The organism is Kocuria sp. APC 4018, assembly GCF_030407675.1.
Taxonomy (GTDB): Bacteria; Actinomycetota; Actinomycetes; order Actinomycetales; family Micrococcaceae; genus Kocuria; species Kocuria rhizophila.
Genome location: NZ_JASDCY010000072.1, coordinates 1 through 12,547, shown reverse-complemented (window position 1 = coordinate 12,547; position 12,547 = coordinate 1). Strand labels below are relative to the sequence as shown.

Genomic DNA, 12,547 nt, shown 5'->3' with positions numbered 1-12,547 from the left:
GAGGAAGGAGGGCGCGCAATGAGCACCGCGACCGCAACCCCCGCGGCCCCGGCCCGCCCCGCCGTGCGAGTCACGGCCGCTCAGGACGGACCCGGGTACGGCCACGAGTTCTTCCGCCCGCGCTCGGCCGTGTGGTGGCTGTTCTGCGTGCTGGTGGCACTGGGCACCACCGGGGTGTCCCTGGCGGTGGCGAAGTCCTTCACCACCGCGAAGGACTCGCTGCTGGCGATCGCCCCGATCTTCGCGCTCACCCTGGTGCTGTTCGCCGTCATCGTGCTGTGGGCGGACCCGTACCGGGCGCGTCGGCCGTGGATCCTGCTGCTGGCCACCGTGTTCGGGGCCACCGTTCCCACGTGGCTCGGGGGGCACGCCAACGAGCACATCCTGGAGCTCGCGGCCAAGCTGCTCCCGTGGGGAGTGGGCGCGGACTGGGGGGCCGCGTTCGCGGGGCCCAGCAGCGAGGAGTGGAGCAAGACCATCGGGGTGCTCGTGATCATGCTGGTGGCCTCCCGCACGCTGACCCGGCCCATGCACGGACTGCTGGTGGGGGCGTTCGTGGGTCTGGGGTTCCAGATCTTCGAGAATGTCTCCTATGCCGCGAACAATGCGCCCACGGATGCGAACAGTGATTTCTCGGGTGCTTTCAGTGTGACGCTGCTGCGCAGCACCATTGGCATTTCCTCCCACTGGCTGTACTCCGCGATCATCGGCGTGGGGGTGGCATATCTTCTGGGCCGCACCGTGAAGCACTGCTCCATGATGGTGCGCATCTCGGCATTCACCGGGCTCTACGCCCTGGGGTGGGTGCTGCACTTCCTCTGGAACGCTCCTCCGGTGGCGGCGCTGCCGTGGCTGGGCATGCCGGTCAAGGTGGTGCTGGCGCTGGTGTGCTTCGTGCTGGTGGCGCGGATCGCGTGGCGTCAGGAGCGCGAGTACCTCGCGCGCGCGGAGCAGGAGCTGCGCGGGTCGCCGCTGGCCCGGGAGCTCCCGGCCGAGTACGGGCAGCCCGCGGTGACGAGTGCGGTGGGCACGCGCACGCAGCGGCGTCGTGGGCTCAAAGAGGCCCGCAAGGCCGGGGGGCGTGGCGCCGTGAAGCAGGCCCGGCGCGCCCGCGCGGGCTACCTGGACGTGCTGCAGGCGTGGGGGCGCCGCGGCACCGGCGTGGACGAGCTGCCGGCGTCCGTCTGACGGGCAGTCGTCGGGCAACGCCGTGGGCCGGGCCCGGGGACCGTGCTGGTTCCCGGGCCCGGCTCACCGCACGTCGATGCCGAACACCCGCTTGACCGCGGTGACCACGTGGCGCCCGTAGCGCTGCGAGGACGGTGTGGAGGAGAACGGCAGGAACCGGCCGGGCACGTCCGGGTGGGTGATCTTGCCGTGCGTGGGCCCCGAGGTGGTGACCTCGAAGCCCGCCGCGCGCAGCCGTTCCAGCAGCTCCCGGCGGTTGGTGGGGTAGCGCGTGCCGCTGCCGCCGGGCTTGGCACCCGTGCGCTCCAGGGAGTCGGGGGTGTCGGCCCAGGTCTCGTCCGGTCGGCGCGCGATCGCCCAGCCGCTGCGGTAGATCCCCACCACGCGGTGCTCCGCGCGCGTGACCTGCACGCACAGCGGGCCGCGCACGTAGTAGTCGGTGCGGCCCAGGTCCGCGGTCCACGTGTCCTCGGGGTCCGCCACCACGGCCCGCAGGGCGTCTTCGCCCACGTCCCACACACCGTGCACGTCCACCCCGTCCGCGGGGACGTCCAGCTCCCGCTCCTGCCCCGGTGCGGAGTCCACCGTGTAGAACGCGTTCTCCGGCGTGCCCGTCACCGGGGCCACCCCGGACCGCAGCCGCGCGACCATGGCCGCGAGCTGCGGGTCCACGGTCAGCTCGCGGGGTGCGTCTCCCACGGTGACCGCGGGCGCCGGGCGAGGTCCGGGTCCCGGCTTGGGCGTCCCGCCCGGTGCCACGTGCGCCGCAGCTCCGGGTGCCGCGGGGGACGACGCCGCCCGCGTGCCCCGTTCTGCCGCGTTCCGTGCCGCGGTGGTCTCCGTTCCCTCCTCGCCGGCGATCCCCGGGGCCGCAGGGGACGGGCGCCACGAGGTGTAGTCCACCGGACGCACGTCCCGCGCGGGATCGGTGCGGCCCCGCATCACGGCGGGGGAGGGGCGCTGGTTGCTCATGGCTGTGGTCCTCGGGGTGGGCGGCGAATGCCCTCACGGTGCCACGATCCTCGGGCCCGCGCCACACACGGTGGAGGGGCACCCCACCCGGCCGTGCGCCGTCGTCGTGCCCGGCAGGGGAGGCCCGCCGTACACTCGGGCGGGTGGAATGCGGATACTACGACCGGGGTGAGTGCCGGTCCTGCACGGTGATCGAGGTCCCGTACGCGCGGCAGCTGGCCCGCAAGCAGGAGCTGGTGCGGGAGCTCGTGGACGCGCACGGTGCGCCGCGGTGGCTGGAGCCGGTGGCCTCGGCGGAGCGGGGGTTCCGCAACAAGGCCAAGATGGTGGTGGCCGGTGAGGTGGGGGCGCCCACGCTCGGCATCCTGGACGGCGCGGCGGGCGTGGACCTCCGGGACTGCCCGCTGTACCCCGAACCCGTCACGCGCGCCCTGCACGCGCTCGCGGAGTTCATCGGGCGGGTGCGGCTGCTGCCCTACGACGTCGCGAAGCGCCGCGGGGAGATCAAGCACGTGATCGTCACAGGCAGCCCCGAGGGCCGGCTCATGGTGCGCTTCGTGCTGCGCAGCACCCGCCAGCTGCCCAAGGTCGCCGAGAACCTGGACCTGCTGCGCGAGCTGGTGCCCGCGGCGGAGGTGGTCTCCGTGAACATCCAGCCCGAGCACAAAGCGGTGATCGAGGGCCCCGAGGAGATCCTGCTGAGCGAGCAGCGCGAGCTGGTCATGGGCCTCAACGGGATCGACCTGCGCGTGCGGCCGCGTTCCTTCTTCCAGACCAACACGGCCGTGACCGAGCAGCTGTACCGGCAGGTGGCGCAGTGGGTGGACGCCGTGGGGCCCGCCAGCGTGTGGGACCTGTACTGCGGCGTCGGCGGCTTCGCGCTGCACGTGGCCGGGCCGGGGCGCGAGGTGGTGGGCACGGAGATCTCGGAGGAGGCCGTGGCCTCGGCGCGGGACACCGCCCGGGCGATGGGACTGCCGCAGGACGGCCCGGGCTCCGTGCGCTTCCTGGCGGACGACGCCGCCGCGACCCCCGCGGACCTGCCCGGCACCCCGGAGCTCGCGATCGTCAACCCGCCGCGGCGCGGTCTGGACGCCTCCCTGTGCGCGTGGCTCGAGACCTCGTCCGTGGGTCACGCGGTGTACTCCTCGTGCAACGCCACGACCCTCGCGCGCGACCTCGCCCGCATGCCGTCCCTGCGCCCCGTGGAGGCTCGGCTGCTGGACATGTTCCCCCACACCGGGCACTACGAGGTGGCGGTGCTGCTGCGGCGCGGCTGAGGGGCCAGGCGGCGCCCGGCGCAGGACGACGCCGCCGGGCCCGGGGGCAGCGCGCGTCCGCCCCGTCGATTCCGTCCCGCGGCCCCGAGACCTTCCGCCGGGAGGGTTCGGCCCGGACGATCCGGTCAGGCCGGCGCGCTCAGGACTGTGCGGCCACGAGTGCGCGGAGCCTCGTGACGGCGTCGTCCACCATGTCCGCGACGGGCTGGTCGATGTTGAGCACGTACCCGCCCTCCTCCTGGGCGAGCGGCTCCAGGGTCTCGATCTGGGACTCCAGCAGCGCGGCCGGCATGAAGTGCCCGCTGCGACCCTCGATGCGCCGGGTCAGCACCTCCACGGTGCCGTCCAGGTGCAGGAACAGTGCGGAGGGCGCCTGGGAGCGGATGCGCTCGCGGTAGACGCGCTTGAGCGCGGAGCACGCCACCACGAGGCCCTCGCGGCGCTCGCCGTGCTCGTGCAGGGTGCGGCCCACGATCTCGAGCCAGGGCCAGCGGTCGTCGTCGTCCAAGGGGGTGCCCGCGGCCATCTTCTGGACGTTCTCCAGGGGGTGCAGGCTGTCCCCGTCAATGAACTCGACCCCCAGCTCGTGGGCCACGAGCGTGCCGATGGTGGTCTTGCCGGAGCCCGAGACCCCCATGACCACCACGAGCGGTGGCAACGGTTCGCGCACCCGGCTCATGCCCCGGCCCCCGTGGTGGGTGCCGGGTGTGCTGCCGGGCCCTGCGGGGCAGAGTCCCGGGGTGCGGGGCCGGTGCGGACGTCGTCGTCGTTCACGGTGTTCCTCTCAGACGGAGCGTGACCACGAGGTCACCCGGTAACCCTGCCACGCCGGGGGGCCTTCGTGCGAGACGGGCGTGTACGAACGGGACGGGGCGACGACGCCGCCGGGCCGGCTGTGCACGACCCCCCGCTCCCCGACGGCCCACCGTGCTGGCCGAGCCGAGGGCGGCACGGTGTCCCGGGTGGAGGCGACTCCGGTGCCGGGGCGTGCACCACGGGCGCATACTTTCCCCGTGATCACTCTCGCGCTCGTGCTGCTGGTGGTGGGGTTCCTCTACGCCGTGGACCACGCCTGGCCCGGGTTCCGCAGGATCAGTGCGTGGTGGCTGCGCCGTGGTGAGCCGGTCAAGGAATGGGTGCGCCGGGCCCCGCTGACGTACCTGTACCTCACGCTGCTCACGTTCACCACGTGGCTGCTGGCCAACACCTCCGAGCCGCTGCGCAAGGCGTTCCTCGCGGAGCAGTCCACCAACCTGCACGAGCTCAGCACCAACCCGGTGACGGTGCTCGTGCGCAGTGCCATGTACGTGTCCCCCGTGGAGCTGCTCATCTGGTGGGTGGGGTTCAGCCTGGTGGTCGCACCCCTGGAGCACCGCTTCGGATGGCAGCGTACTCTTGCAGGGTTCGCACTGGGGCACGTGGGCGCCACCGTGGCCGTGGCCTACCTCCAGGTGTGGCTGTTCCGCACCGCGGAGCTGCCCGTGCCGTCCCCCGTGCTGATCGACGTGGGGGCGAGCTACGGGTTCTGCGCCCTCGCCGCGCTGGCCACCTACCGGGGAGCGCTGCTGCGCAGACTGCTGTGGGCCGGGGCGCTCGTGGCGCTGCTCGCCACGGGCCTGCTCCTGGACCTCGACTGGTCCTCGATCGGGCACACCGTGGCGGCGCTGCTGGGGTTCGCGTTCTGCCGGCTCGTGCGCCCGGAGGCCGCGGTCCACCACGAGGCGCGGGTCCGTGCCCGGCGGCTCTACCAGAGCGAGCACTGACCAGCCGGCGCGGCAGGGTCCGTCCCGCTCTGGACCCCATTTGTTACCGGCGAGTTTTGTGACCTGTCCCACCCTGCCCTAGCATGCAGACACTGTTCAGGGGTCGCGTGCCGCCGGTGGCGGGCCCCCACCCCGAGGGTGACTGCGAGGGAATGACGTCATGAGAACCAAGCCCTGGATGAGGGTCAGTTCCGCGCTGCTGGCGGTGGCGTGGGGAGGCAACGAGTTCACGCCCCTGCTGGTCATGTACCGCACGGTTGAGGGCTACGAGCAGGTGGCCGTTGACATGCTCCTTGCGGCATATGTGTTGGGCATCGTGCCCGCACTGCTGATCGGTGGGCCGCTCTCGGACCGGCACGGGCGCCGCACGCTCATGATCCCGGCCCCGGTGCTGGCCATGGTGGGCAGCATCCTGCTGGCCGTGGGTGCCGAGAGTCTGCTCCTGCTGTTCGTGGGCCGGGTGTTCTCCGGGCTGGCCCTCGGGCTCGGCATGGCCGTGGGCACCTCCTGGATCAAGGAGCTCTCCGAGAAACCGTACGAGGAGCACCCCGAGCGCGTCTCGGGAGCGCGTCGCGCCTCCCTGTCCCTGACCGCCGGGTTCGCCCTCGGTGCCGCGGTGGCCGCGGCCCTCGCGCAGTTCGCGCCCCTGCAGACCGTGCTGCCCTACATGATCAACCTGGCGATCTGTCTGCCCGCCGTGTTCCTGGTGGCCGGCGCTCCCGAGACCCGGCGCGCCACGCCCCCACACGGGCCGCTGCTGGCGGACCTGAAGATCCCGGCCACCCGGCAGCACCGCTTCTGGTTCGTGGTGGCGCCCTCCGCCCCGTGGGTCTTCGGCTGCGCGGCCTCTGCCTATGCGATCCTGCCCGCCCTCATGGCGGACGTGGTGGGACCGCAGTACGGGATCGCGTTCTCCGGGCTGATGTGCCTGGTGGGGCTGGGCTTCGGGTTCTTCATCCAGCCCCTGGGCAAGCGCCTGGACCGGGACGGCTCCATCCGCTCGCTCGCCGTGGGGATGTGCGCCGTGATCCTGGGGATGCTCGCGGCGGTGCTGGCCTCGGCCACCCTGAACCTCGCGCTGGTGCTGCTGGCCTCCGCGATGCTGGGCTGCGGCTACGGGCTCGTGCTGGTCTCCGGCCTGCAGGAGGTCCAGCGGATCGCCCGCCCGGACGACCTCGCCGGGCTCACCGCCGTGTTCTACTCGCTCACCTACATCGGGTTCTTCGTGCCCATGGTGCTCGCGCTGATCTCCGAGTTCACCACCTACCCCTGGCTGTTCGCCTCCGGCGCCGTGATCGCCACCCTGTGCCTGGGCATCATGGCCTACGGCCGCCGCCACGAGGTCCGGGACCTGGACGCGGTGGAGGCGGGCGCCGCCGGGCGCTCCTGACCTTGTCGCGACGACGCCGCACGCCACCGGACCCGGCGCGGGTCACGGGGCGTGCGGCGTCGTCGGTCGTGGACACCGACCGCGCCGTGCGGTGACCGCCGGAATTCTGGCCCTGCGGCGTCGTCCGCGAAATGGCAGGGTCCGGGGCCGGACGGCGCAGCGGACGCGCGCCGCCCGGCACGGGGCAGGCTCAGGAGCGGGTCTCCTGGGCGTCCGTGCCGCTCAGCGAACGGTGGTGCGCCATGAGCTGCTTCTCCCGCGGCAGGACGCACAGCAGCAGGGCGATTGTCAGCACCACGGACAGCGTGAGCAGCCCGTAGGTGGCGCCCCAGCCGAACTCGTGGACCACCCACCCCACGCCGGTGGACGCGAGCGTGGCGCCGAAGACGTAGCCGAACAGGCCCGTGAAGCCGGCGGCCGTGCCCGCCACGTGGCGCGCGGACATGTCCAGGGCCTGCAGGCCGATGAGCATCACGGGGCCGTAGATGAACGCGCCGATGAAGAACAGGAACACCATGAGCAGCCAGTACGGCGTGCCCACCGGGGCGAGCCAGTAGGCCACCAGGAACACGCCCACGCCGAGCATGAACACGATGCCGGTCCAGCTGCGGTTGCCGCGGAACACCTTGTCCGAGACCCAGCCGCACGCCAGTGTGCCGAAGATCCCGGCGAGCTCGAACAGGGAGAAGCCGGCGATGCCCTGTGCCAGGGACATGCCGTGGTGCTCCGCCAGGTAGGTGGGTGCCCAGCTGAGCACGCCGTAGCGCAGGGAGTAGATGAACACGTTGGCCAGCGCCAGGAACACCATGGTGGGGTTGAGCAGCACGTGCTTGGTGATGATCCCCCAGTAGGAGGACCCCTCGAGGTCGCTCGCATCCGCTTCGACCTTGGCGGGATCGTCCCGGTACTCCTCGATCGGGGGCAGGCCCACCGCTTCCGGGCGGTCCCGGACCATGACGAAGGCGATCGCGGCGACCACGAGAGCGCCGAGAGCCGGGACCCAGAATGCCGACTGCCACGAGTCGCCCGTGATGGCCAGGCCGAAGGCGGCCAGTGCGCCCACGCCCATGCCGCCCACGTTGTGCGCGGTGTTCCAGATGGCGGTCTTCCAGCCGCGCTCGTTCGTGGAGAACCAGTGCACGAGCACGCGCCCGCACGGCGGCCAGCCCATGCCCTGCACCCAGCCGTTGAGGAACATGACCGAGGCGAAAAGCGCCACCGAGGCGGAGACCGCGGGGACGAACGCGACCACGAGGTTCGCCACGGCGGACAGCGCCAGGCCGATCGGCAGGAAGTACCGCGCGTTGGAGCGGTCCGAGATGGTCGCGGAGAAGAACTTGGAGAACCCGTAGGCCAGCAGCACGGCGTTGCCGATGATGCCGATCCCCACGGTGCTGATGGTGCCCTCGTCCATCAGCAGGGGTGCGATCAGGGAGATGTTGTTGCGGATCAGGTAGAACCCGGCGTAGCCGATGAAGATCCCGAGGAACACCTGCAGGCGCAGGCGGGGGTAGCTCCGGGCGACCTCGTCCTCCGGCAGCCGGGGGGCCGTGGGTGGGGCAGCCAGCCAGCGCAGCGCGCGGGGCGCGCTCCTCGCGGAGGCGGGGTCCGCGGCGGTTGCGGCGGACTGTGGTGAGGGTGCGGACATGCGCTCCACCTCTCAGGTCTCGGGGAAGGGCCGCTGCTGACCCGGGGTGCCCGGAGAGTTCAGCCGGTCGTGTTCCCCGGAGGAGCGGAGGAAAACGCCATGGTACTCACAGGCGCTCGCCGGTTTCGAAGGCGCGGGGCATGTCGCCCGGATCAGGCGGTCAGCAGGGTGATGGTTCCGCGGGCCAGCACGACGACGCCGCCCACGGTCGCGAGCGTCATGGCCAGTTTCTGCGCAGTCGCCTTGGACATGTGGCGGGCCAGCCATGTCCCGATCGCAATCCCGGCCAGGACCGTGAGCACGAGGGCCACCACTGCCACGAGCGCCGGAACGGGCAGGGCGAAGTGCACACCCGCCACCAGCTTGGAAGCGGCCGAGAGCGCCCCCATGGACATGAACACCGGCTGCATGGTGGCCGCGAAGTGCACCTGGTCCCACCGGGTCACTCGCGAGTAGATGACCATGGCCGGCGCCGCGACACCCGCAGTGGCGTTGAAGAACCCGCCGATCACGCCCGCAGGCACCACCGTGGCGCGTCGGGAAGCGTAGGGGGTGGCGGGGGAGAAGCGGGTGATGGCCAGCCCCGCGAGCACCACCGAGCCCACGGCCACCTGCAGCCACGCGCTGGGCACGTGGCGCACCACCACGGCCCCCGCCACGATGCCCGGAACCGCGGCCGCCACCAGGACGGCGGCGTGGCGCCACTCCACGAGCCGGCGCACGGAGAGCGTGATGAGGAACCCGGAGCACGTGGTGGCGGCGTTGGTGGCCAGCACGCCGGCACCCGGTCCCATGAGCAGGGACAGCACGGGCGCCACCACGAGGCCCACACCGGTGCCCGAGACCCGTTGCAGGATCGTGCCCACCAGGACGGCGGCCAGGGCGGCCAGCAGGATGCTCATGTGCTGCTCCTCGGGGTACGCCGCGCGTGTGCGGTTGGCGGGGCATGGCGCGGGGTCCGTGGTGCGGTGCACGGCAACCCCGTGAACGGGGTCCATGCTCTCAGACGGGGCGCTCCCTCGTGGCCGTGCGCACCGGGGTGACGCCGCGGCGTCGTCGTGACCGGTGGCGGGCCCGGCCCTGGCAGCGGCGGAGGACGGTCCTGGCGTGCGGCACCGCGGCAGGGCCTACCCTGGCCCCATGGTGGAACAGAGCAGGTGGATGGCCCAGGTGGCGCAGAACCCGGGGCACTCGCAGAGGTACATCGACAGGTTCCGCACCATGGCGCGGCGCGGCGAGGACATCGTGGGGGAGGCGCGCCTCGTGGACGCCATGGTCCCCCGCAGGGCGAGGATCCTGGACGCCGGCTGCGGGGCGGGACGGATCGCCGGCCACCTTCACGGGGTGGGCCACACGGTCACGGCCGTGGACGTGGACCCCGAGCTGATCCGGGCCGCCCGTGCAGACCACCCCGGGCCGGAATACCGCGTGGCGGACCTCGCGCTGCTGACCGAGCTGGACCTGGGCGGCCCTTTCGACCTCATCGTGTGCGCCGGCAACGTGATGACGTTCCTGGCGGAGAGCACGCGCCGGGACGTGCTGCGCGGTTTCGCCGCCCACCTGACGAACGAGGGACGCGCCGTCGTGGGCTTCGGCGCCGGACGCGGCTACCCCGCCGGAGACTTCCTCGCCGACGCCGCCGCCTCCGGTCTGGCACCCCAGCTCACCCTGGCGGGGTGGGACCTGCGCCCCTGGACCGAGGACAGCGACTTCATGGTGACCGTTCTGGGGAAGGCTCCCGGGCAAACCCCGTACGCTTGACCCGCACACGTGTGTTGGGTGAACGGGAAGAGGTACACGCATGTCCGCTGGACTTGCCGCACTGCTGGACGACGTCGCGGCGCTCGCCAAGATGGCGGCCGCGAACGTCGACGACATTGCCGGGGCCGCCGGGCGGGCGAGCGCGAAGGCCGCGGGCGTCGTCGTGGACGACACCGCCGTGACCCCCCGCTACGTGGAGGGCATCAGCCCGAGCCGCGAGCTGCCGATCATCAAGAAGATCACGATCGGCTCGCTGCGCAACAAGCTGCTCATCATCCTGCCGATCGCCCTGATCCTGAGCGAGTTCGCGCCGTGGTTGCTCACGCCCCTGCTCATGCTCGGCGGGACCTACCTGTGCTTCGAGGGTGCGGAGGCCATCGGCGAGCACCTGTTCTCCAAGGGCCACGCGGAGAAGAAGCCTGCAGCGGAAAAGGGCCCGGATGCGGAGAAGAAGATCACCGCGGGCGCCATCCGCACGGACCTCATTCTCAGCGCGGAGATCATGGTGATCTCCCTCAACGAGGTGGCCAACGAGCCCCTGCTGGCCCGCACACTCATCCTGATCGCGGTGGCCATCTTCATCACGTTCCTGGTCTACGGGGTCGTGGCCCTGATCGTGAAGATGGACGACATCGGCCTGGCCATGGCCAAGCGGGACTCGGAGAAGTCCCAGCGCTTCGGCGAGTTCCTGGTGCGCGCCATGCCCACGGTCCTCAACGTGATTTCCATCGTGGGCATGTTCGCCATGCTGTGGGTCGGCGGACACATCATCCTGGTGGGCACGGCGGAGCTGGGGTTCACCGCCCCGGAGGAGCTCGTCCACCACCTCAGCGAGGCCGTGCACCACGTGGCCGTGGTGGGTCCCGTGCTCGCGTGGCTCGTGGAGACGGTGTGCGCCCTGGTCCTCGGCGTCATCTGGGGCGCGATCATCGTGGGCATCGTCCACGTCCTGCCGTTCGGCAAGAAGCACGACGACGACGCCGCGTCGGCCTCGGAGGCCGATGCCCAGGGCACTGCGCTCCGGCAGGACCAGGGCTCCGGGACCGCGGCTCCTGTCCACGGTTCCGACCTCGGATCCCCGAGCGCCGGCTCGGGATCGAGTGCGGCGCAGGATCCCTCCACCGGTCGGTGACCGCGCGCCGATCCGGCCACCGCTCAGGTCGCGGGTGGGCCGGGGGCATGGACCGGGTGTTTCCCCGGGGTGCCTTTCGTGGCGGGTGTTCGGGGACCGTCTGACCTCCGGGCCATACTGGGCCTATGGCATACCACACCCAGCCCGTCCTGGTCACGGGCGGCACCGGCTTCATCGCCGGCCACTGCATCCTCCAGCTCCTGCACGCGGGGCGGCCCGTGCGCACCACGGTGCGCTCCGAGTCGAGCGCGCGGCGGGCCCGGAGCATCCTGGTGCGTGCCGGTGCGCAGAACGTGGACCTGCTCGAGTTCGTCACGGCGGACCTCACACGGGATGACGGGTGGCTGGACGCCACCCGGGGAACGGCGGGGGTTCTGCACGTGGCCTCCCCGGTGGCGCCGGGGCGTGTGGAGAACGAGGACGATCTCGTGGTCCCCGCCAGGGAAGGGGCGCTTCGGGTGCTGCGGGCCGCTGCGGACACCGGAGCACCGCGCGTGGTGCTGACGTCCGCGTTCCACGCCGTGGGGTTCGGGCACGGGGCCGTGGACCGGGTTTTCACGGAGGCCGACTGGTCCCCCCTGGACGGCCCCGGCATGGACGCCTACGGCCGGAGCAAGGTGCTCTCGGAACGGGCGGCCTGGGACTTCGCGGAGCGTCACCCGCAGCTGGAGCTGGTGACCATGCTTCCGACTGCCGTGGTGGGCCCCGTGCTCAGCGACGCGGTCACAGGGACCAACCACATGCTGCAGATGCTGCTGAACGGCAGGATGCCCGGCGTCCCGGACGTGGCCGTGCCGCTGGTGGACGTGCGGGATGTTGCCGCCGCGCACATCTCCGCGCTGGGGGCGCCCCGCGCCGCCGGGCAGCGCATCCTGGTGGCCTCGCAGGAGGCAGCCACCCCGCTGCGGGAGGTGGCCGAGCTGCTGCGCACCACGTTCCCGGAGACCCGGGCCGGCAGGCCCGTGCGCCGCGTCCCGTCCGGTCTGATTCGCGCCGCCGCACTCGTGGTTCCGGCGGCCCGGAGCATGGTCCCTGACCTCGGGACCGTGAAGCGGGTGTCCACTGCACGCCAGCATGAACTCTTGGGCATCTCTCCGCGCCCGTGGGGCACAGCCGTGGTGGACGGCGCCCGATCCATGGTGGAGCGGGGCCTGGCGGGATGAGTGCGGTGTCCGTCGCGGTCCCGCGGCCCACGCCACCTCTAAAGAACCGGGCCGCACGCTCTGGGCCCCGCGCGGCTTCCTGAGCCCACCGTCCGTACCGCGGGCGGGGGAGTCGCCGCAGGTCAGAACGCCTTGCATCCCCGGACCGGACATCGGGGGATGGCATGATCTTCCACTGGACGGACGTGCGCCCCCGGCACGCCTGACCACCGCCGCGACCGGGCCTGAGCTGACCGGTCGGGGCCACAAC

The 12,547-nt window shown here is 72.1% G+C and carries 11 protein-coding genes; 7 read left to right on the top strand and 4 right to left on the bottom strand.

Features of this window, described 5'->3' with window-relative positions; translation table 11 throughout:
* Positions 1–18 precede the first annotated feature (18 nt).
* A complete protein-coding gene (locus QL985_RS10820) occupies positions 19–1,188 on the top strand; it encodes a PrsW family intramembrane metalloprotease (RefSeq protein WP_259906335.1) in 1,170 nt (389 codons plus the stop codon).
* Between the two features lie 63 nt (positions 1,189–1,251).
* Here the strand turns inward: QL985_RS10820 and QL985_RS10815 are convergent, their stop codons facing one another.
* Positions 1,252–2,160, bottom strand: coding sequence for a hypothetical protein (locus tag QL985_RS10815; RefSeq protein WP_223246108.1), 909 nt, complete (start codon positions 2,158–2,160; stop codon positions 1,252–1,254).
* Positions 2,161–2,303: 143 nt separating this feature from the next.
* Here QL985_RS10815 and rlmC point away from each other — a divergent pair, with 143 nt between their 5' ends.
* Positions 2,304–3,440, top strand: coding sequence for a 23S rRNA (uracil(747)-C(5))-methyltransferase RlmC (gene rlmC / locus QL985_RS10810; RefSeq protein ID WP_259906333.1), 1,137 nt, complete (start codon positions 2,304–2,306; stop codon positions 3,438–3,440).
* A gap of 139 nt (positions 3,441–3,579) precedes the next feature.
* Here the strand turns inward: rlmC and QL985_RS10805 are convergent, their stop codons facing one another.
* Positions 3,580–4,119, bottom strand: coding sequence for a gluconokinase (locus tag QL985_RS10805; RefSeq protein WP_019311059.1), 540 nt, complete (start codon positions 4,117–4,119; stop codon positions 3,580–3,582).
* A 334-nt stretch (positions 4,120–4,453) separates the two neighbouring features.
* Here QL985_RS10805 and QL985_RS10800 point away from each other — a divergent pair, with 334 nt between their 5' ends.
* Entirely contained in the window at positions 4,454–5,203 is a 750-nt protein-coding gene (locus tag QL985_RS10800) for a rhomboid-like protein (protein ID WP_259906331.1), read from the top strand.
* 160 nt (positions 5,204–5,363) lie between these two features.
* Positions 5,364–6,593 (top strand): MFS transporter, encoded by a 1,230-nt coding sequence (locus QL985_RS10795; RefSeq protein WP_059281797.1) that lies wholly within the window; start codon positions 5,364–5,366, stop codon positions 6,591–6,593.
* A 190-nt stretch (positions 6,594–6,783) separates the two neighbouring features.
* Here the strand turns inward: QL985_RS10795 and QL985_RS10790 are convergent, their stop codons facing one another.
* Positions 6,784–8,241, bottom strand: coding sequence for an MFS transporter (locus QL985_RS10790; protein WP_039101370.1), 1,458 nt, complete (start codon positions 8,239–8,241; stop codon positions 6,784–6,786).
* A 152-nt stretch (positions 8,242–8,393) separates the two neighbouring features.
* On the bottom strand, positions 8,394–9,239 hold the full coding sequence (locus QL985_RS10785) for a sulfite exporter TauE/SafE family protein (protein ID WP_235012809.1): 846 nt from the start codon (positions 9,237–9,239) through the stop codon (positions 8,394–8,396).
* Positions 9,240–9,381: 142 nt separating this feature from the next.
* Between QL985_RS10785 and QL985_RS10780 the strand changes: the two genes are divergently transcribed.
* The 3 genes from QL985_RS10780 (at position 9,382) to QL985_RS10770 (ending at position 12,297) form a co-directional block, all read left to right on the top strand.
* Positions 9,382–10,002 (top strand): class I SAM-dependent methyltransferase, encoded by a 621-nt coding sequence (locus QL985_RS10780; protein WP_259905854.1) that lies wholly within the window; start codon positions 9,382–9,384, stop codon positions 10,000–10,002.
* A 40-nt stretch (positions 10,003–10,042) separates the two neighbouring features.
* On the top strand, positions 10,043–11,134 hold the full coding sequence (locus QL985_RS10775) for a DUF808 domain-containing protein (RefSeq protein ID WP_259905855.1): 1,092 nt from the start codon (positions 10,043–10,045) through the stop codon (positions 11,132–11,134).
* Between the two features lie 125 nt (positions 11,135–11,259).
* Positions 11,260–12,297 (top strand): NAD-dependent epimerase/dehydratase family protein, encoded by a 1,038-nt coding sequence (locus QL985_RS10770; RefSeq protein WP_259905858.1) that lies wholly within the window; start codon positions 11,260–11,262, stop codon positions 12,295–12,297.
* Positions 12,298–12,547 lie beyond the last annotated feature (250 nt).

What these genes read in the sequence shown, in the direction of transcription:
- QL985_RS10780 (WP_259905854.1), top strand. Translation starts at nt 9,382, where the DNA reads ATGGTGGAACAGAGCAGGTGGATGGCCCAGGTGGCGCAGAACCCGGGG.
- QL985_RS10775 (WP_259905855.1), top strand. Translation starts at nt 10,043, where the DNA reads ATGTCCGCTGGACTTGCCGCACTGCTGGACGACGTCGCGGCGCTCGCC.
- QL985_RS10790 (WP_039101370.1), bottom strand. Translation starts at nt 8,241, where the DNA reads ATGTCCGCACCCTCACCACAGTCCGCCGCAACCGCCGCGGACCCCGCC.
- QL985_RS10805 (WP_019311059.1), bottom strand. Translation starts at nt 4,119, where the DNA reads ATGAGCCGGGTGCGCGAACCGTTGCCACCGCTCGTGGTGGTCATGGGG.
- QL985_RS10770 (WP_259905858.1), top strand. Translation starts at nt 11,260, where the DNA reads ATGGCATACCACACCCAGCCCGTCCTGGTCACGGGCGGCACCGGCTTC.
- QL985_RS10785 (WP_235012809.1), bottom strand. Translation starts at nt 9,239, where the DNA reads ATGGACCCCGTTCACGGGGTTGCCGTGCACCGCACCACGGACCCCGCG.
- QL985_RS10820 (WP_259906335.1), top strand. Translation starts at nt 19, where the DNA reads ATGAGCACCGCGACCGCAACCCCCGCGGCCCCGGCCCGCCCCGCCGTG.
- QL985_RS10795 (WP_059281797.1), top strand. Translation starts at nt 5,364, where the DNA reads ATGAGAACCAAGCCCTGGATGAGGGTCAGTTCCGCGCTGCTGGCGGTG.
- QL985_RS10815 (WP_223246108.1), bottom strand. Translation starts at nt 2,160, where the DNA reads ATGAGCAACCAGCGCCCCTCCCCCGCCGTGATGCGGGGCCGCACCGAT.